This is a genomic window from Paenibacillus segetis, assembly GCF_014639155.1.
Classification (GTDB): Bacteria; Bacillota; Bacilli; order Paenibacillales; family Paenibacillaceae; genus Fontibacillus; species Fontibacillus segetis.
In genome coordinates this window covers 3,114,781-3,134,992 of the sequence record NZ_BMFT01000001.1, presented here as the reverse complement: position 1 = coordinate 3,134,992, position 20,212 = coordinate 3,114,781, and the positions used below count along the sequence as shown (strand labels likewise).

Annotated in this window: 13 protein-coding genes; 10 read left to right on the top strand and 3 right to left on the bottom strand. The window is 42.2% G+C overall.

Going from position 1 to position 20,212, the window contains the following annotated elements:
- Positions 1-15 precede the first annotated feature (15 nt).
- From IEW05_RS14850 to IEW05_RS14840, 3 genes are all read right to left on the bottom strand, one after another.
- Positions 16-1,230, bottom strand: coding sequence for an AGE family epimerase/isomerase (locus tag IEW05_RS14850; protein ID WP_373285806.1), 1,215 nt, complete (start codon positions 1,228-1,230; stop codon positions 16-18).
- The gene (locus IEW05_RS14845; protein ID WP_188540062.1) at positions 1,227-2,204 is read right to left on the bottom strand and encodes a glycoside hydrolase family 113; all 978 of its coding nucleotides are present in this window, start codon (positions 2,202-2,204) and stop codon (positions 1,227-1,229) included. Before IEW05_RS14845 ends, IEW05_RS14850 begins: the two co-directional genes overlap by 4 nt.
- 243 nt (positions 2,205-2,447) lie before the next feature.
- Complete coding sequence (locus tag IEW05_RS14840; RefSeq protein ID WP_188540060.1) at positions 2,448-3,479, bottom strand: LacI family DNA-binding transcriptional regulator; 1,032 nt, start codon at positions 3,477-3,479, stop codon at positions 2,448-2,450.
- A gap of 256 nt (positions 3,480-3,735) precedes the next feature.
- On the opposite strand from IEW05_RS14840, the gene IEW05_RS14835 reads away from it, so the two are divergent.
- From IEW05_RS14835 to IEW05_RS14790, 10 genes are all read left to right on the top strand, one after another.
- A complete protein-coding gene (locus tag IEW05_RS14835) occupies positions 3,736-5,091 on the top strand; it encodes an ABC transporter substrate-binding protein (RefSeq protein ID WP_188540058.1) in 1,356 nt (451 codons plus the stop codon).
- A gap of 125 nt (positions 5,092-5,216) precedes the next feature.
- Positions 5,217-6,092 carry a carbohydrate ABC transporter permease gene (locus tag IEW05_RS14830; protein WP_188540056.1) on the top strand — a complete coding sequence of 292 codons (876 nt, stop codon included), beginning with the start codon at positions 5,217-5,219 and terminating at the stop codon, positions 6,090-6,092.
- A gap of 1 nt (position 6,093) precedes the next feature.
- A complete protein-coding gene (locus tag IEW05_RS14825; RefSeq protein ID WP_188540054.1) occupies positions 6,094-6,927 on the top strand; it encodes a carbohydrate ABC transporter permease in 834 nt (277 codons plus the stop codon).
- 36 nt (positions 6,928-6,963) lie between these two features.
- A complete protein-coding gene (locus IEW05_RS14820; RefSeq protein ID WP_188540052.1) occupies positions 6,964-7,986 on the top strand; it encodes a glycoside hydrolase family 130 protein in 1,023 nt (340 codons plus the stop codon).
- Positions 7,987-8,092: 106 nt separating this feature from the next.
- The gene (locus IEW05_RS14815) at positions 8,093-9,052 is read left to right on the top strand and encodes an alpha/beta fold hydrolase (RefSeq protein ID WP_188540050.1); all 960 of its coding nucleotides are present in this window, start codon (positions 8,093-8,095) and stop codon (positions 9,050-9,052) included.
- 78 nt (positions 9,053-9,130) lie between these two features.
- A complete protein-coding gene (locus tag IEW05_RS14810) occupies positions 9,131-11,215 on the top strand; it encodes a methyl-accepting chemotaxis protein (protein ID WP_188540048.1) in 2,085 nt (694 codons plus the stop codon).
- 143 nt (positions 11,216-11,358) lie between these two features.
- Complete coding sequence (locus IEW05_RS14805; protein WP_188540046.1) at positions 11,359-16,167, top strand: glycosyl hydrolase; 4,809 nt, start codon at positions 11,359-11,361, stop codon at positions 16,165-16,167.
- Between the two features lie 213 nt (positions 16,168-16,380).
- Positions 16,381-18,195 carry a translation elongation factor 4 gene (gene lepA / locus IEW05_RS14800; RefSeq protein ID WP_188540044.1) on the top strand — a complete coding sequence of 605 codons (1,815 nt, stop codon included), beginning with the start codon at positions 16,381-16,383 and terminating at the stop codon, positions 18,193-18,195.
- 154 nt (positions 18,196-18,349) lie between these two features.
- Positions 18,350-19,534, top strand: coding sequence for a radical SAM family heme chaperone HemW (hemW, locus tag IEW05_RS14795; RefSeq protein ID WP_229753445.1), 1,185 nt, complete (start codon positions 18,350-18,352; stop codon positions 19,532-19,534).
- Positions 19,535-19,744: 210 nt separating this feature from the next.
- On the top strand, positions 19,745-20,212 hold the full coding sequence (locus tag IEW05_RS14790) for an N-acetyltransferase (protein WP_188540040.1): 468 nt from the start codon (positions 19,745-19,747) through the stop codon (positions 20,210-20,212).

Here is a 20,212-nt window from a genome sequence, read left to right as displayed (position 1 = left end):
CTCCATATGATTTTTTTATGATGAATGATGATTGCTGCCAGTTAACCGATGGAGCATTTCCAGACAAGCTCTACCGTTATGATAAGGGCACTTCCATACGCTGACTTTGGGTTCGTGAGCTTGGGGAATTCTAGCTTGATTGACGGACCAATACCACTCCCCATGAACTTGATCAACCATATAATTTCGTATGAAATTCCAAGACCGAAGTGAAGCTTCTTCAAACCTGGTGTCACCAGTTAATTGATAGCTATTATAGAAGCCAACCATGGCCTCGGCTTGCGGCCACCAATCTTTATTGCTATCTGTTAGTCCTTGCTTGTCTGCTTCATTCCAAATTGCGCCATCCTCATCTACACCTTCAGTTAGAACAGCTTCTGCCATTAGAATGGCGATACGCTGCACTCGGCGTATTAGCTCGGAATCTCCGAGGACTTCCGCGGCTTCCACCAGAAGCCAGCTGCCTTCGATATCGTGACCATATGAAATATGATGGCTCTTAATTTGCCATTCTTCATCGAAGAATAGGTGAAAGTGGGAGCTGTTAGGATCGATAATATGATTCAGTGTTACTTCTATTAACTCTGTCAGCTTCTGCTTAAGAGCGGAGGAAGGCCATATCCGGTACAAATTCGTATAACCTTCTAGAACATGAAGATGGGTATTCATCGATTTCTTCTCATTCAAATCTTTATCACTTAGTGTTAGATCATCGGTCTGTTGCCACTCCCGAGTCAAGGCTTCAACATAACCTCGGTTGATCGGATCGTAACTGTACTTCTCTAGTAGTTCGAACAAACTTGCGGCTTGATCTCGTACTTCTTCACGGCCAGTTACCAGATAATATTCACTCAACGCATAAATTACAAAAGACTGGCCGTATACCTGTTTCTTATCCTGGACGGGGCGACCTAGATAGTCGATCATCCAGTAATATCCGCCATGCTCGTGATCTACGAATGTGTTCTGTAAGTAGGCATAAGCCCGATCGGCCATCTCCAAGTAGCGGTTATTATGAGGATACTTACGGTAAGCTGCAGCGAAAGTCCATAATATTCTAGCAGTCAGAACTAGACCTTTATCGGCTTGGTTATTCACGTTCATCTCTTGGTCTATATAACTAATAAACCCACCGTATTCATTGTCTGGCGTATGTTCAAGCCAAAAAGACAAAATATTGTCTTTGAGTTCCCCTTCAAGCTGTTCTATCCAATCTGCGTAGGCTATCAATCTGATTCACTCCTTACAAGGCATTCATAATCCCGGATCTTTGCAGCATAGTATGTCGCAACAACGGTTTCAGCTTCTTTACCAAATACACAATAATCATCATTAGTGGGGGCTGTTTCCCGCGGGTAAAGAACAACAGGCCAATCCCAAAGCATAAATCCTTGAACCCATGGCCTAGTTTCACAGGCGCTAAACATTGTGCGGTAAAATTGCGCTTGTTCTGCTTCGTTAGGATTACCTGCAAGAGTCCAGTCATTGGGGATGTCACTCGAGCCAGTTCGACTTGGGCAACCTGCTTCCATGAAGAAGAACGGCTTGTTATATTTCTGAACGACAGCTTCAATCCGGTTCAACTGTGCCTCCCAATTTTGGACAGGATAATATCCGCTTGATGAAATCATGTCTACAGCATCCCACCAGGTTACATTGTCTTCTTGATACTTATCACAGTTATAAGTGATGAGTCCGGAATAGACAGCTCGTACCTCAGAAATGAGATTGCGCCATTCCTGTTCACGTCGGTCGGTTTGCACCATTTCACAGCCAATACAGAGCATCTCGCAACCCATTTCTTCGGCGATCCTAGCATAATGAACAATATAGCGATTATAGGAATGGAACCACTCAGACCATTTCGGTTCACAAGGTACATCCTTGTCGAAGAAATTAATGTGAGCCCGCCAAGTCCCATCGGAGCAATTGACGATTGGTTTGAGGCAAATCTTTAAACCAAGTGATTTCGCTTTACTAATGGCCCATTTAACCTCTTCATCGCTTACGGTAGGCTCTTCCCAGAAAGCGATTTCAGTGGAATGAGCAGTCTCCTGCGTAGCTGAAAAGGCGATGGCGGTCCAGTTGACTTGTGTCTTGTCTACCATTTGTTCCATAGAATATGTAGCCGTAGGGTTAGCCCATGTGCCTCGTATTCCCATGAAACCCCATGTCATGCCTGCGATGTATCCTTGCAGTTTCATGTCATCAACCTTCCTTTGTTAGGTATTATCATGATGATTAAGAATCAAATGAAAATAATAACAAAATGATAATTGTTAGTTTTGTTATTATTGTTATTATAATTTCAAATATGAAACATAACAATATATAACGGAAATATTATTTTCGTTTTACAGAAGACTTTACGGAACTGTGACTAAAATAAAGTAATCTAGAGCACAAAAAAACCGCCATTTGGCGGTTTTTATAAGTTAAAGGTTAGTTTAATTGTTAGAAGGCGAAGGTTCATCGACTAATTTTCGAACGGAATCCCGATAAATAATCTTACCTTGGACAAGAATCCGTCCAATTTGGCGATTCGGATTAGTTACTTTATCCATGATAGATTTTACGGCTGTACGTGCCATTTGATCAATATCAACCTCAACTGTAGTAAGCTGCGGAGTAGATAGAGTTGCATAAATATCATTATCAAATCCAACGACAGAACAATCTTCAGGGACTTTAAAGCCCATTGAATTCAATCGATCACACAGCTCAAAGGCGACTTGATCACAGTTGCATACAAACGCAGTAGGCATGTCCTGAGGCAATTCAATGTCAATAAATTTACCCTGCTCGTCCCGGTCGTTAAGAAGCAGTTTATTATCAAGCGTCAATCCATGCTCTAGCAGAGATTTGTAATAACCTAGGAAGCGGTCTTGAATACTGCTAGTAGAATAGATATTTCCAACGTAAGCAATCTCACGGTGGCCGCTACGAATTAAATAGTTCGTAATTTCATATGCGCCATAAAAATTGTCTGTAACGATTGAGTCGATTGCGGCATGCTCATCATAAAAGTCTAAGAACAGTTTCGGTAAATCCATACTCTGCACTGTTTCTATATATTTCTTACTAACTTGTCCCAAGATAATAATCCCATCTACTTTGTTCTCACTATAAATCCTCGGGAAGTTTAATTGCTGTTCATCTTCATTACTTAAGATGTTCAAAATCCCATAATAACCATAGTGGTCTAAATGAAGCGCTATCTGTTGATAAACCTTCAAGTAGAAGGATTCATTAGCTCCGGTAAAACGTTGAGGAATCATCACTCCAATATTATATGAAAGTCCGTCTTTGATGGATTTGGCTGCAGAGTTATAACGATAGCCCATTTCTATGGCTAATTTCTTGATCTTCGTTTTTAGGTTATCGCTGACGCCTTCTTTATCGCTTAGAGCTTTTGATACGGTTACACTGCTTACTCCCAGTTTGTTAGCGATGTCCTGCATTGTTACATTGTTTCTCATGAACTCCAATCACCGTCCTGTGTAGCTTGATCCCTAAGGAATTAGCTACTGAATTCTCAACACAAGTATACATTTTTATTAACTAAATAGGAAGAGAACTATAGATATATGTTTATCATTGCTTAATTATAACTTAATTATAACTTAATAAATTACTTTATTTAATAATTTATTATTGACTAGAAAGCGCATCCATAATAGAATTAAGAAGTAGTTTATCGATAACTTAATTTCGTAAACGAAAGGGGTAAAAAAGATGAAGAAAAACAAAGTATTTTTTGGATTTATGGCACTTATGCTCGTATTGACAATGTTAGCGGGTTGTGGTTCGAAGAACAACAACGAAGGTGCTGCAAAGCCAACGAACTCGGGTAACGCGACAGAGACAGCTAAACCTGAGGAAAGTGCTCCACCTGAAATCTCTGGAGAAATTACCGTTCTTACACAAAGAACTGATATCGTAGACACAGTGTTTAAAGAGTATGCTGCTGAATTTAATAAGATATATCCTAATGTAAAAGTAAACTTCCAAGCTTTGTCCGACTATGAGGGACAAATTACAGTTCGTATGAACTCCAATGATTATGGTGATGTTCTCCTGGTTCCAACTAGTATTCCACTTGCGGATACAGCGCAATTCTTCGAACCACTAGGTGATCTAGCAGAAATGAGCAAGCAATATATCGGTCTAGAAGAGAGAGCAGTTGATGGAAAAGCTTATGGTATTCCAACAGCCGTGAACTTCTCGGGTATTCTTTACAATAAGAAAGTATTTGCTGATGCGGGTGTTTCGACAGCTCCAAGAACACCGGATGAGTTCTTGTCTGCGTTGAAAGCGGTTAAAGACAAAGGTGAAGCAATTCCTTTATATACGAACTATGCAGATGGTTGGCCATTGACGCAATGGGAGGCTGTACTTACCACGGCTGCAGGAAGTGTTGATTATGTGAATGTTGAACAAGTGAATACCGACGACAACTTTGTTCAAGGTAAACCTCACTACGATCTTTACAAAATTATGTACGACGCTGCAAAACAAGGTTTGATCGAACCCGACCCGACGACAACGAACTGGGATGCTTCTAAAGTAGATATGGCTAACGGAAAGATTGGTGCTATGGTACTCGGATCTTGGGCTATTGGTCAAGTACAGGGTCTGGCTGCGAATCCTGATGATATCGCCTATATGCCTTTCCCTACAAATGCTAAAGAAGTCATCATGCCGTTGGCGGACGATTATACCCTAGGGATTAGCTTACACAGTAAAAATAAAGAAGCAGCTAGAGCGTGGATCGACTGGTTCATTAACGAATCAGGTTACCCAACAGAGCAAGCTGGTGGAATGAGCCCAGTTGTTGGCGCTGAACTTCCTGCTACATTGAAACAATTTGAAGGTACAGATGTGAAATTTGAATTGCAAACACCGGCTCAAGCTGGGCAAGAAGGCTTTGTTGATAAGATCGATAAAGATGCTGAAATCGGTCTATGGCAGCCTGAATTCAAGAAACGTATTATCGAAGCTGGTATCGGTAACTTGAAAGACTCCTATGATGATATCATGAAAGACTTGAATGACGCATGGGTAAAATCTCGTGCAAAAGTAGTGAAATAGTAGGGGATTTAACCATAGGAATGTAATGGAATGGAGGTGGGGAACGTACGTCAAGTACGTTTCCCTTATCTTTCAACTAATGAAAAAGAAGCCAGAGTAGAGCAAGCCCCTTGGAGGTGTGAGTGGTGTTTAAAAATTTAAGTTATAAGGCACAACGAAGAATAATCATTATTGCTTTTTCAATTATTCCGGTAGCCCTGCTAATTACATTTGCTTATTTACCGGTATTCAACATGTTTAAGTACAGCTTCACGAACTGGAACGGATATAGCAAGGCTTATGATAATGTCGGCTTTGAGAACTACAAAACGATATTTACGGATTCGAAGTATTTTACCGTGTTTAAAGTTGCATTGTACTATTTCGGAGCAACCTTTGTGCAGATGGGCCTTGCTTTATATTTTGCTACGATTCTAAGTTTTAAAACTTGGTTCAAGAACTTTTTTAAAGGAGTGCTATTTTTCCCTTTCCTTCTTAATGGAGTGGCTATCGGCTTTATATTCCTCTTTTTCTTCAGAGGAGATGGCACGTTAGATACGATACTGCAATTTATTGGTCTTGGAGACTTCACACAAGGTTGGCTCCTGAACCCAAAGATTATTAACATTTCATTATCGGGTGCTTCTGTTTGGAGATATATGGGGTTTAACTTCATTATTTTCTTAGGCGCGATTTCCTCGATCGGCAAAGATATATATGAAGCTGCGGATATTGATGGAGCAAATCGTTGGCATCAATTTGTGCATATCATTATTCCTAGTATTCAAAAAATACTACAGTTGAACCTGATTTTAGCAATTAGTGGTGCGATTAGTGCATTTGATATTCCTTATATTATGACTAACGGCTCCAATGGCAGTAACACGTTCGTTATTCAAACTGTGACTACGGCCTTTAAATATAACAAATTAGGTCTGGCTTCCGCTATGGCTGTGGTGCTTCTGATCATCGTCGTTCTTGTGACGGTACTTCAGAAGGCGCTGATCAAGGAGGAGAAGTAAGATGTTTAGACTGAAGTATGCCACAGCGAACGTGTTTAAATATTTGACGTTGCTCTTAGGAGCATTTGTGTCGCTAGTACCAATTGTTGTCGTTTTGTTTGCTTCACTAAAGACGAACAAAGAATATGGGTCGACAGGTCCTCTTACTCCTCCCGAAAATTGGGCTAATTTCGCTAACTATACGAAGGCTTTTGTAGAAGGAAAGATGTTGCTTGGATTCGGGAATACCGTGTTTATAGTGATCGTATCGATCATTGGGGCATCGTTAATTGGTTCAATGATTGCTTATGTACTGAACCGTTTCAAATTTCGCGGGAGTAAATTGTTAATGGGTGCATTCTTGCTTGCTACTCTCATTCCGAGTGTGACGACGCAAGTTGCTACATTTCGGATCATTAATGCATTTCATTTGGTAGATACTCGTTTTGCTCCGATTCTTCTTTATCTTGGGACTGATATCATTGCTGTGTATATTTTCTTGCAGTTTTTAGACACGATATCCGAATCTCTCGATGAATCAGCGATGCTAGACGGCGCTTCTTATTTCACGATTTATGGAAGAATTATTTTGCCGTTACTTGCCCCAGCGGTTGTAACCGTCATTATCATTAAAGGTGTTAATGTCTACAACGATTTCTACACACCATTTCTTTACATGCCAAGTGAGAATTTACAAGTAATATCGACGGCTTTGTATAAATTTAAAGGTCCGTACGGGTCGCAGTGGGAAGTAATTTGCGCGGCTATTATGATTACGATTGTTCCAATACTTATCGCGTTCTTATCATTACAAAAATATATATACAACGGATTTGCACAGGGTTCAGAAAAATAAAAATAATTATTCAATTTGCGGAAGGAGTTTTACATCATGACAGAAGTGAAAATTATCGGAGAAAACCTACCAAATATGCCTTGGCAAAACAAACCTGAAAGCGCTGTGGGACCGGTATGGAGACATAGTGACAATCCGGTGATCAAGAGAAATCCAGCAAAAGGGATCGCGCGTATATTCAACAGTGCAGTTGCTGCGTTTGAAGATCGTTTTGTGGGTGTGTTCCGTGCAGAAACGATCAATGGACGTCCTCATTTACATATGGGCTGGAGCGATGACGCCCTGAATTGGAACATTGAAGAGGAACGTATTGAATTTGTTAATGAAAAAGGGCAACCGTTCCAACCCAACTATGCATATGACCCTCGATTAGTTAAAGTAGAGAATTCTTACTATATTATCTGGTGTACCGATTTCTATGGTGCTGCAATTGGTGTTGCAAAAACAGATGATTTCCAAACATTTGTTCGTCTAGATAATCCTTTTTTACCATTTAACCGTAACGGGGTGCTGTTTCCTAGAAAAATTAATGATAATTTCGTTATGCTATCCCGTCCGAGTGACAGCGGACATACGCCATTTGGCGATGTGTTCCTGAGTGAAAGTCCGGACTTTAAATATTGGGGTAAACACCGTCATGTGATGACAAAAGGTGGTCAAGGCTGGTGGCAATCCGTAAAAATTGGTGGGGGGCCGGCTCCGATAGAAACATCGGAGGGTTGGTTGATGTTTTACCATGGAGTGACCGGGACATGTAATGGACTCGTGTACAGTATGGGGGCTGTGATTCTCGATCTAGAAGAACCTTCGAAGGTTAAATACCGTTCTAGCACTTATGTGTTGACACCAGAGGAATGGTATGAAGAGAGAGGGTTTGTAAATAACGTGGTATTCCCATGCTCAACACTTTTTGATGCAGAGAGTGGTAGAATTGCAATTTACTACGGAGCGGCAGACACTTATGTCGGTGTAGCGTATACAACGGTGCAAGAAATCGTAGATTATGTGATTGCGACGCATGAAGAAGTCGGCGACGATGCTGAAATAGGTATTATTTAATTTTTACGTACACATGTAGCTTATTTGCATTCATAGCATATTCAAACGAAAACGGATTATATCTTGCGATTAATCCGTTTTCGTACATTCAGGAGGACGAGGCGACATGGCTAACGACATGCCTTTAGTAGAATTGAGTCAATATAACGGTAACAGTCCAAAACCGGGGGACCACCATTCCTATTGGGAGCGGGCTTTAAAAGAGCTAGATGAACAATCACTAGATTACGAGTTAGTGCCAGCGGATTTCATAAGTGATCTTGCTGAGTGTTACCATTTGTACTTTACGGGTGTTGGGGGAGCAAGAATTCACGCTAAATATGTCAAACCTAAAGTAATCAAAGAGAAAGGGGCGGGGATGGCTTATTTCCACGGATATGCCTGTGATAGTGGGGATTGGATGGACAAAGTGAATTTTGCGGCACACGGCATTACTGTACTTGCTATGGATTGCCGTGGCCAAGGTGGACTTTCAGAAGATAATCTGACCGTTCAGGGAACGACAATCCGCGGTCATATCATCCGCGGTGTAGATGATCCTAATCCAGATAAATTGTATTTCCGAAACGTATACTTGGACACAGTGCAAACCGTTCGAATTTTGATGTCGATGGAGCATATTGATCCACAGCGGATTGGGGTACATGGGCTCTCTCAAGGTGGAGGATTGACGATCGCTTGTGCAGCACTCGAACCACGGGTTAAGCTGGCGATTCCGGTATACCCGTTCCTAACTGATTATCGCAGAGCCTGGGAACTAGACATTACGACATCTGCATACGAAGAGCTGGCTTATTATTTCCGCTTCTTCGATCCACACCATCACCGTGAGGACGAATTGTTCAATAAGCTTGGGTACATCGATATTCAAAATTTAGCGGAACGTATACAGGCAAAAGTACTATTTGTAACGGGGTTATCAGACACGATTTGCCCACCATCAACTCAATTTGCGGCGTATAACAAGATCATCTCCGAGAAGGAACTTCTTGTGTATCACGAGTACGGTCATGAGTATTTACCTCGTTTGAGTGATCGGACATTACAAGAGTTTTTGAAGCTGTAGGAGAATCTGGTGGTTTCCTAGATTCACTAGATCGATAAGCATCCGTACAAGGCTTTTACAAGGAGGCAAGTGATAGAGATGAAGAATTCACTTCAAGCGACGACGAATGTAAAGAAATCTTGGCTCGGAAATATGGGCTTTAATCCTTCGAAATCGGTAGGCGCTCGTTTGTTTGTCATCTTTTTTTTCGCGACCATGGTCTTTGTACTGAGTCTGGGACTTGTATCGTACAACATGTCTAAGAATACCATCCAGAATAATGCGCAATTGGCTAATCAGCAGGCCGTGAGCCTGACGGCAGAGAAGCTGGAGCTTATTTTGCAACGATATGAGGATTCGCTTCAGCAATCCCTTTTTACCAGCGAGCTCCAGGATATGGTCAGGCAAGCTTCATTAGAAAGTACAGATAGTCGGCAACAAATCGTTCTCAAGCAAAAAATATCGGCAGCGTTAGGTAATTGGGTATTTGCTAATCCTGGTGTTCTGGCCGCGTATATCATTCCCAAGAACGATATAATGGCCAATGTCGTGTACGGGACAGCTGATGAGGAGTTTCTTGATGGAGTCAAAGATCATGAATGGTACAAGACATTAATGGAAACGAAGCAATCCTTATGGCTGGCCGGAGAGAGTAGAAGCGAAGATCAGCCTCCTTCCATTTTTCGTCTAGCGAAGACATTAGCGAATTCCAGAGGGAATAGCTCTTACGTCGTAGTCGTCGACATGAGAACATCGATCATGACCGATGAACTAAAAAAGGCGGATTTGGGAGGACAGTCGCTCCTCCAATTGGTTACATCCGACAAACAAATGATTGCTTCTTCAGATGATACGGGGTCATTTAGCTCTGAAGCGGTTTTTGCTGGGAATGAGTCGCAGAAAGAACAGGGAAGTTTGAAGGGGAAAGATGTAAACGGAAGACCGGTACTGACCGTGTACAGTACCATTGGTCTAACCCATTGGAAACTAGTAAGTACCTTACCTGTTGCTTATCTGGTGAAGGACGTCAACAAAATAATTTCTACTACATACATAACAGCCGGAATTGTTGCACTTATCGCTCTATTTATCGGAATTTGGATGGCGAAGACGATTGCAGATCCACTAAGAACGATGCAAGGTCTAATGCAGCGGGCTGCTAAAGGTAACCTGAACGTTAGAATGAAGCAACGTGGGAAGGATGAGATTGGTCAATTATCTTCTTCCTTCAACGATATGATGGAACAGATTACCTCATTGGTAGAACAGACCCATTTAACGGCCATTGAGGTGTTGGACACAGCCGGTGAACTTAGTGATGCATCGCGTAAGACAGCTATATCTGCTAAGGAGATTGCTGTAGCTACTGAAGAAATTGCGATTGGTGCTACAAATCTAGCCCTTGAAGCCGAGCGGGGGAACGGGTTCACGGAACAATTCTCTGATGAAATGGGGCGGGTGATTGAGGCTAACAGAGCTATGAATAACGCTGCACTTGCAGTAGGGGAATCTAGTGTACGCGGAATTACTCAGCTTGAAGCATTGCTTGAGACCACTCAATCGACCGAACAATCAACTGAGATCTTGTTAGGAAAGGTAAGCAGTCTTAATGAGACGGCATCTTCTGTTCTACAGATACTTGAGGTCCTACAAAACATAACGAAGCAAACAAATATATTATCGCTCAATGCCACGATTGAGGCGGCTAGAGCTGGAGTTGCCGGTAAAGGATTCAAGGTTGTCGCTGACGAGATTCGGGGATTGGCTGAACAGTCCAGACAATCCATCGACATGGTACGGCAAATTACGGATCGCATCATGAGTGAGATGAACGATACAGTGAACGTGTTGTCAGAAGTAATCCCTCTGTATGGAGTCCAAATGAAAGCAGTAAAAGGTACGAACGAGATTTTTATTTCGGTACAGGAGCAAATGGATAGCTTCATACATCGCCTGGAATCTGTCACTACTTCAATTGATAGTCTACAACAATCACAGATCGTATTAGTAAAAACGATGGGTAATGTTAGCGTAGTAGCAGAACAATCATCAGCCTCATCAGAGGAGGTTGCTTCGCTTAGTGGTGAACAAGAGAACGTAAGTGAAGTACTGGTTGAACTGTCTGCAAAATTAGAGAATGCATCTGTTCGGTTGAAAGAAAGATTGGCAATGTTTGCGCGCTAATGATAGCGCTTGCAGTGTGAGGATGACTAGACTAATTCAATCTCCCGTAACAAATAAGGGCATGTGACATTTCCTTTATTTGTTAAATAATAAGGGGGTTTATATAAATATGTCTTCATACTGAAAAATAAGGAGGCCAGAACATGAGATTTGCTAAAAAAGGAATGAGTTTGTTTCTAGTCATCACGCTATTGAGTATGATAGTAATCCCCGGTAACGGTGTATCTGCAGCGTCTTTTACGAAGCATTGGGCTCAGGGCAGTATGGATCGATGGGTAAGTCAAGGAATCGTACAGGGTTACCCTGATGGTTCATTCCATCCTAATGATCAAGTAAATCGAGCTGAATTGGTTACGATCATAAACAAGCTATTTCGTTATGAGACGAAATCAGAACAGAACTTCTCAGATATATCAATTGGATCTTGGTATTATGATGCTTTTTCTATTGCCAAACAGGCTGGGTATTATGAAGGGTACCCTGGGAATTTGGCTAAAGCTTCTAGTTCCTTAACAAGACAAGATGCCGTAACTATCATCGCAAAGGCTTTATCATTAGAATCGGACAATCAAAATAGAGCGAAATCGTTCTTGGATGCCTCATCCATTGATTCTTATGCACTTACTGCAGTAGATGCGCTTGGTGATGTGGTAAGAGGTTATCCTGATGGGACATTCCGACCGAATCAAACGATTACAAGAGCGGAGCTGATGAAAGTACTGGATCAGCTAGTTCCAGGTTTCTTCTCATCGGCGGGAACAGTTACAGGTGGCCAGATCAATAATCATACCATTATCAATCAAGAGGATATAATTTTAAAAGATACCGTAATATCCGGGAATTTATATCTGGCAGCAGGTATTGGAGACGGGGACATAACGTTAGATAACGTAACGGTACAAGGAACAACGTTTATTTCCGGTGGTGGAGAGCATTCTATCAAACTCCAAAAAGCTAACTTGTCGAGAGTTATCGTTAATCGTCCGGACGGTAAAGTTCGTGTATTGGTCTCAGGAACAACTAAGATAGATCAGATCGTAGTGAACAGTAATTCTATACTTGAGCTGGAAAGTGGTACATCCATCGGTAGTATCCAGATGAATGCTCCAGCTTCAATACTGATCGCTAATGGTGCGACGATTACCAGCCTAGTCATCGGAAGTGGGGCAAGTGGGACAACGATTGACGGAGAGGGAAGTATCACTAGCTTAACTGTATTAGTGGACGGGGTGAAGATAAATGGACAATTAATACCCGCTAATACAACAGTGTCAATAAATAAAGGTAAGGTTCAACCAGTCATCTCATCCGGTAATGGGTCCGTGGTAACTGGTAGCAATAGTAGCAGTGGATCAGGTGGGGGATCTGATAATTCAGGTGGCGGTTCAGTGAACGCTAGCATCCATCTAGTTGATTCACAAGCCACAGCTGAGACTAAGTCATTATTTAGCTATCTAAATGAAATCCGTGGTAAAAATGTTTTGTTTGGTCACCAACATGACACGACCGTATCTTTTGCTGGTAAGGATAATCAAGGAAAAGTCATTTCAGATGTGAAAAATTCCGTTGGAGACTATCCAGCAGTGTTCGGTTGGGATACGCTCAGTCTGGATGGATATGAGAATCCACCAGGTGTATCTGGTGATTATGAAGCTAGTCGCAAAGGTCTATCAGCAGCGATGAAAGAAGCCTATGATCTTGGGGGAATTGTTACTTTAAGTACACATCCATACAACCCTGTTACTGGTGGCGATTTTAAAGATACATCAAATACTGAAGGTGCCACTCAGTCAGTTGTTACACGTATTTTGCCGGGTGGGGATAAGAACAGTGAGTTCAAACAGTATTTGGACCGCATTGCGAGCTTTGCAAACCAATTGAAGGATGATAATGGGAAGCTGATCCCTGTATTATTCCGCCCATTCCATGAACAAAATGGGGGTTGGTTCTGGTGGGGTGCTTCAACAACAACTAAAAGCGAATATATCGAGTTATACCGATATACCGTTGAGTATTTACGAGATACCAAGGGAGTTCGCAACTTTTTGTATGTGTATTCTCCAAATGGACCGTTTAATGGAAACGAGAATGAATACTTAACGACGTACCCAGGTGATTACTATGTGGATATCCTTGGAATGGATCAATATGATAACAAGGATAATGCGGGTAGTGAAGGGTTCTTGAATGGTCTTGTGAAGGATTTGAAGATGATCTCCAAGCTGGCTGATCGTAAAGGGAAAATCGCAACCTTATCCGAATACGGCTACAGCGCAGCGGGTATGAAAACAACGGGGAACAATGAAAAAGAATGGTTCACGAAGATTTTAAAAGCGATTCAAAGTGATTCTGATGCCCGAAAAATTGCCTATATGCTGACTTGGGCGAATTTCGGCGAAGGTAATAATTTATATGTGCCGTATCACAATGCAGCGACGTTAGGTGATCATGAATTACTTCCCGATTTCATTAACTTCTATAAAGATCCTTATACAGCGTTTGTAAGTGAAGTTAAAGCACAGAATGTATACCATCGTCAGGTTACGGTGTCTAAAAAACAACCATTTATGCATATCGTCTCACCGACTAATATTGGTACGGTTACAGATTCAAATACAATCATTCGAGCTAAAGTGCTGAATGTTGTACCGACTAAGGTTACGTATACCATTAGTGGCTCAACTGCAATAGAGATCGAAATGACATTAGATAGCGACGGATATTATTCAGCACCTTGGACGCCGGAGGCTGGTTTGAATGGGAAATCGGCAGATATTACAGTACGGGCTTATGGTACAGGTAGCTCTAACCTAGAACAAAATATTTCGGTGTTTGTCAAAGTTGGGGAACTATTGATCAAACAACTCACTTTTGATACTCCAGATACGATAAATCAGATTCAGAATAATGGAACCTATCCGGACACGATTCATATGGGACTAGGTCATTCCATTATCGATGGCAATGGCAAGCTGGAGATTGGGGTCTCGGACGGCTTGGTAGCAAGTGATACATGGCAAGAATTAAAGCTAGAACTTACGGCAGAATCGTTGACGGGAGTTAACTTATCAGAGGTTAAGCGTGTTAAATTCAATGCATTGATTCCAGAGTCAGCTCAGAATGATGGACAAAATGCGGGAATTCGTGCCGTGGTTCAGCTTCCTCCCGATTGGAGTGAGACCGGTAAATACGGAATGAACACGACGTATAAATCGTTGTCTGAGCTTGAGCAAGTCGAAATTTCGGGAATTCCATATTATAAATATAATGTTGACATCGAACTGGATAATCCAGAGAAATCGGCAGAAGCTACGGGGTTAGCGATTTCGTTCGTGGGTAGTGGATTAGTTTCACAAGACGGCTTATCCATTTACGCCGATGACATTAGCTTGTATAGCACTTATACAGCTCCTGTGGTTGATGTTTCACTTGTTGATGATTTCGAATCCTATAATGGAAGCAATGATGCAGTAGCCGCGAAGTATCCAAAAGCCGGTGGAGACGATGTTAGCGTTTCGTTAAGCTCGGATCATAAGGGTACCGGGGATTATGGTATGCAATTGCAATACGCTCTGAGTACTGCCGGGTATACGGGAGTAGGGAAAAGCCTAGGTTCCGTTAACTGGTCAGAATATAATGCTCTCCATTTATGGGTTGCTACAGACGGTGTGAATTCTTATGCAGAGCAAGGCAAACCGCAGAAATTGGTCATTCAAATGAACATGAACGGAGTAGCATATGAAGCTTATCCTGTATTGGAACCGTCCAGTTCAGGTGAGTTGCTTATTCCATTTGATGATTTTGTAGTGGCAAGTTGGAGCTCAGGTGGACCAGTCAATAAGGTCAATCTGAAAAAAGTGCAGAATTTTAATCTTTATGTGAATTCGATGGATAATAGTTCACATACAGGCACGTTGTATTTTGATGACATTCGCGCAGTGTATGATAGCTCCCTTCCAGAAGTTCCAGACAACGGCGGGGGACAGGGTACAGGTCATGCACCCGGTGTGTTGTATGAATTCAAGTCAGAGGAAGATATTGTAGGCTGGAAGCTCGAGAATAATACAGCCAAAGCACAAGCTCCAATTTATGCAGATTCCGAACAGGCGTTAAGTACTTTATTTGATCTAACGAATACAGGGAAGAACAACGAAGGCAAATCTAATGAAGAATTTGAATTAGTTGTGTATCCATCGAGCTTGGATTTAACAGGATTAGATAGTATCAGCGCACAAGTCAAATTGTCTAAGGGTACGGCAAAGGCTCGTTTATTCATCAAGACAGGTTCTGCTTGGGATTGGCACGATAGTGGCACTTTGTTAGAGGTTAACTCGAATGGATATGCAACAATGGCCATTTCCTTAGGAGCAATCCCAGCGGATGCGCTTAAAGATATTAAAGCCATTGGAATCAAAATCGAAGATATTTCTAATGATGGGGGGACTGCGGAGTTATATTTAAAGGATATTACTTTAGCTGCTGTTACCCCAATCGTTAAGTACGGATTTGAGACTGATGTAGAAGGATGGGCAGCAACTTCGGGATCCGCAGCAACACAAGCTGTATATACAGAAGGCGGGGTATCGTCCAATGTGTTAAAAGTAGACTTCTCCTGGCTATCTACTGATACAGATCCTTGGATTGCTGCTGCCAAAGAGTCTAATCTTGATCTTAGTGCCTTCACTAAACTTAGTGCAAAGGTAAAGATTGAATCAGCTGTGCCTAATGTTCAGGCTAAGCTGTTTGTTCAAGTGACGGATGCTTGGACTTGGCATGCTACTGACGCAGCTATTTCGGATGAAGAAGGATTTACGCTTTTTGAATTTGACCTATCAAAAATTTCGGCAGAAGATCTAAAAGTTGTCAAAAAGATAGGTATTCAGTTTGTTACTCCTAACGGAACTGAAGGAACCGCGACGGGGTATATTGATGAAGTGTGGGCCTCTAAGTAACGCTATCATGGTATAGGAGAACCTCCGGGGATGAATATCTCTGGAGGTTCTTTTTTAAACAAAACAAAACTTTATATACTGGTTTCATTTTGTATGCACCGATTTTGGTTTTGAGCCAAATTTTGAGACCTATTATTTGCCATCATTGCCGCCCATCCCATCAACTGATATAATAAATTGATTGTACTTCAAGGATTTGTGGTGGGGGTAAGGATGACGGATATCAGAAGAAGACAACAGAAGATTCGTAATTTCAGTATTATTGCACATATAGACCATGGCAAATCGACGTTAGCTGACCGGATTCTGGAGTATACGGGAGCATTGTCTTCCCGTGAAATGCAGGAGCAAGTTCTAGACAATATGGACTTGGAACGCGAGCGCGGAATCACGATCAAACTGCAAGCAGTGCGTTTATCTTACCGTGCGGATGACGGGGAAGAGTATTTGCTGAATCTGATCGATACGCCTGGACACGTCGATTTCACGTATGAAGTATCCCGAAGCCTTGCGGCTTGTGAAGGGGCTTTGTTGGTTGTCGATGCAGCTCAGGGTATTGAGGCCCAGACATTGGCTAATGTGTATTTGGCACTAGATAATGATCTAGAAATTCTACCTGTGATTAACAAAATCGATCTCCCAAGTGCAGATCCCGACCGGGTGAAGCAGGAAATCGAAGATGTCATCGGGCTTGATGCAAGTGAAGCTGTACATGCCTCCGCTAAGGCGGGAATCGGGATTAAGGAAATTCTGGAACAAGTGGTTCAAAAGGTACCTGAACCAACAGGTGATCCAGATCAGCCACTCAAAGCATTGATCTTTGACTCGCACTATGACCCTTATAAAGGCGTTGTCGTTTACGTTCGGGTCGTTGACGGTCAGATTAAAGCGGGCTCGAAGATCAAAATGATGGCCACGGGCAAAACATTCGAAGTCATCGAGGTTGGGGCATTTATGCCGCGCATGACGACAGTGGATGAACTAAACGTTGGCGATGTAGGATTCTTTGTTGCCGGTATGAAGACTGTAGGAGACACGCGAGTCGGGGATACGGTAACAGATGCGAAGCATCCAACTGCAGAACCGCTACCTGGTTATCGTAAAATAAACCCGATGGTCTATTGCGGATTGTATCCTATTGAAACATCGGATTATAACGATCTTCGCGAAGCGCTTGAGAAGCTTCAATTAAATGATGCTTCGCTCAGCTTTGAACCGGAAACTTCGAGTGCACTTGGCTTTGGTTTCCGTTGCGGCTTCCTCGGATTGCTGCACATGGATGTAATTCAGGAACGGATTGAGCGTGAATTTAATATTCCGCTTATCACAACCGCACCAAGCGTTATATACCATGTCATGTTGACGAACGGAGAGACGATCTCGATCGACAATCCTTCCAATTATCCGGAAGTTGGCAGAATCGAATACGTTGAGGAACCTTACGTGAAAGCTTCAATTATCGTACCGAATGATTATGTAGGTACAGTTATGGAGCTTTGCCAATCGAAACGTGGCGAGTTCGTCAACATGGAATATCTCGATACAACCCGGGTAACGATTATTTATCAAGTTCCGTTATCGGAGATTGTATATGATTTCTTCGATCAATTGAAATCTGGTACGAAAGGTTACGCTTCGTTTGATTACGAAGTATCCGGCTATCGTAAATCCAATCTTGTCAAAATGGATATCTTGCTTAATGGTGAGCAAGTCGATGCCCTTTCCTTTATCGTGCACCGTGATCGGGCCTACAATCGCGGACGGATCATTTGTGAGAAACTACGGCAGTTGATTCCTCGTCAAATGTTCGAGGTACCTATTCAGGCTTCTGTCGGTACAAAGGTTGTTGCGCGTGAGACGGTTAAGGCGATGCGTAAGAACGTTCTTGCTAAATGTTACGGCGGTGATATTTCCCGTAAGCGTAAGCTGCTTGAGAAGCAGAAAGAGGGTAAGAAGCGGATGAAGCAAGTTGGTAACGTGGAGGTCCCTCAAGAAGCGTTCATGGCAGTACTTAAGATTGATGATTAATAAGAATCAATAGAGCATAGAGGGAAAGCCTACGGGCTTTCCTTTTTCCATAGTAGAGGTTGTTTAAACTGAAAATCTAACTTTTTGAACTTTTAATAATATAGAAGAAGGAGGCATTACCATGGACCAAACGTTAAAGAAAGAAGGACAGGAAATGCCAGCTCAACGTCTTAAGGAGAACTCTGCTCCTGAGGCTGTATATATACACATTCCGTTTTGCACAAATAAATGCTTCTACTGTGATTTCAATTCCTACGTGCTGAAGGATCAGCCAGTTATGGATTATTTACGAGCACTAGACCGAGAGATGGAACTAACGACACAACATACCCCTCCGGGGCAGATTAAAAGTATCTTTGTCGGAGGAGGAACGCCGACGGTGCTTAATCCGCAGGAAATGGAATATTTCCTTAGTTCTGTGCGGAAGCATTTTGGTCATTGGTCATCGGATATTGAATTTACAATGGAGGCCAACCCGGGTACAACGGATCTTGAGAAGTTAGCGGTGATGAAAGATGGTGGTGTTAACCGTGTCAGCTTTGGGGTACAGGCATTCCAAAATGAGCTATTATCGGGAATCGGACGAATTCATAATACCGACGATGTATATCGCAGTTTAGAAAATGCACAGAAGGTTGGTTTGAATAACCTGTCGATTGACCTCATGTTTGGGCTGCCGAACCAAACGGTTGAGATGCTGGATCAAAGTATTACCAAAGCTTTGGAGCTAGACTTGCCACATTACTCAATCTACAGTTTAAAAGTGGAAGAAAATACACTATTCCATACGTTGTATAACAAGAACCAATTGCCGCTCCCTGCGGAAGAGGATGAGCTGCAAATGTATTTGCTACTTATGGAGCGGATGAGTGCAGCAGGGCGTAAGCAGTATGAGATTAGTAATTTTGCTAAACCAGGCATGCAAAGCCGTCATAATATAACCTACTGGCGTAACGCAGATTACTATGGACTTGGGGCTGGAGCACATGGATATGTAGGACGGCAACGTCATGTGAATATTAAAGGTGTGAATCCTTATGTAGAAGCATCCAAGGCAGGATTGCCTCGCCTTCAGCAATTTGAGGTGTCAGAAGAGGAAGCGATGGAGGATTTTGTTATGGTGGGCCTGCGCGTTCTAGAAGGGATCCGCAGTGCTGATTTTACAACTCAATTTAACAAGTCTATAGAAGAGATATTTGAGAAACCTCTTAGCAAAATGCTAGATGCCGGATTACTGGAACGTCATTCGGACGGTGGCGGATATCGCCTTAGTGAAAAAGGGATTTTATTTGGGAATGAAGTGTTCGCTGAGTTTATTGGAATACTGACGGTGGATTAAGGCTCGAGACCAAAATAAGCGGTTGATGAAATATGGAGCGTTGCGTTTTGGAGGGTATTACCATCGCTGTTAAATGGGATTTTCCGAAGTCAACCGCCTATTTTTAATTTGAGCCTTTACTAAAAATTTTTAATATAATCCCTTGAAATTTTATACACCCTGATGTATATTTATTCGTATTATTATATACGTATCCGGGGAGTGGATGGGATGCCTGCCGTAATTGTAACCAGAAAAGCACGACTTGAGGACGTGGAGCCTCTATATATAATGATTGCTGACTACGCCAGTCGCGGGATTATGTTGCCGCGTTCACGTCAAGTGTTAGAACGGCAGATTGCTGATTTTGTCGTCGCTGAAGTTGACGATGTTGTTGTCGGTTGTGGGTCGCTGTGTAGACTGGGAGAAGAACTGGTAGAAATCCGTTCGCTTGGTATCTCGGAAGGTCACAAGGGACGTGGACTGGGTTCGATGCTTGTCGATCAGTTAATTGAGGAAGCAAGAAATCAGAAGATTCCCAAAGTGATGGCCTTAACCTATGAAGTTTCCTTTTTTCTGAAAAATGGGTTTACAGTCGTTGAGAAGGATATTTTCCCAGAAAAAGTTTGGACGGATTGCGTAAATTGTGCGAAACAACAGTGTTGTGATGAAATAGCTGTTCTTAAGATACTGGACTGA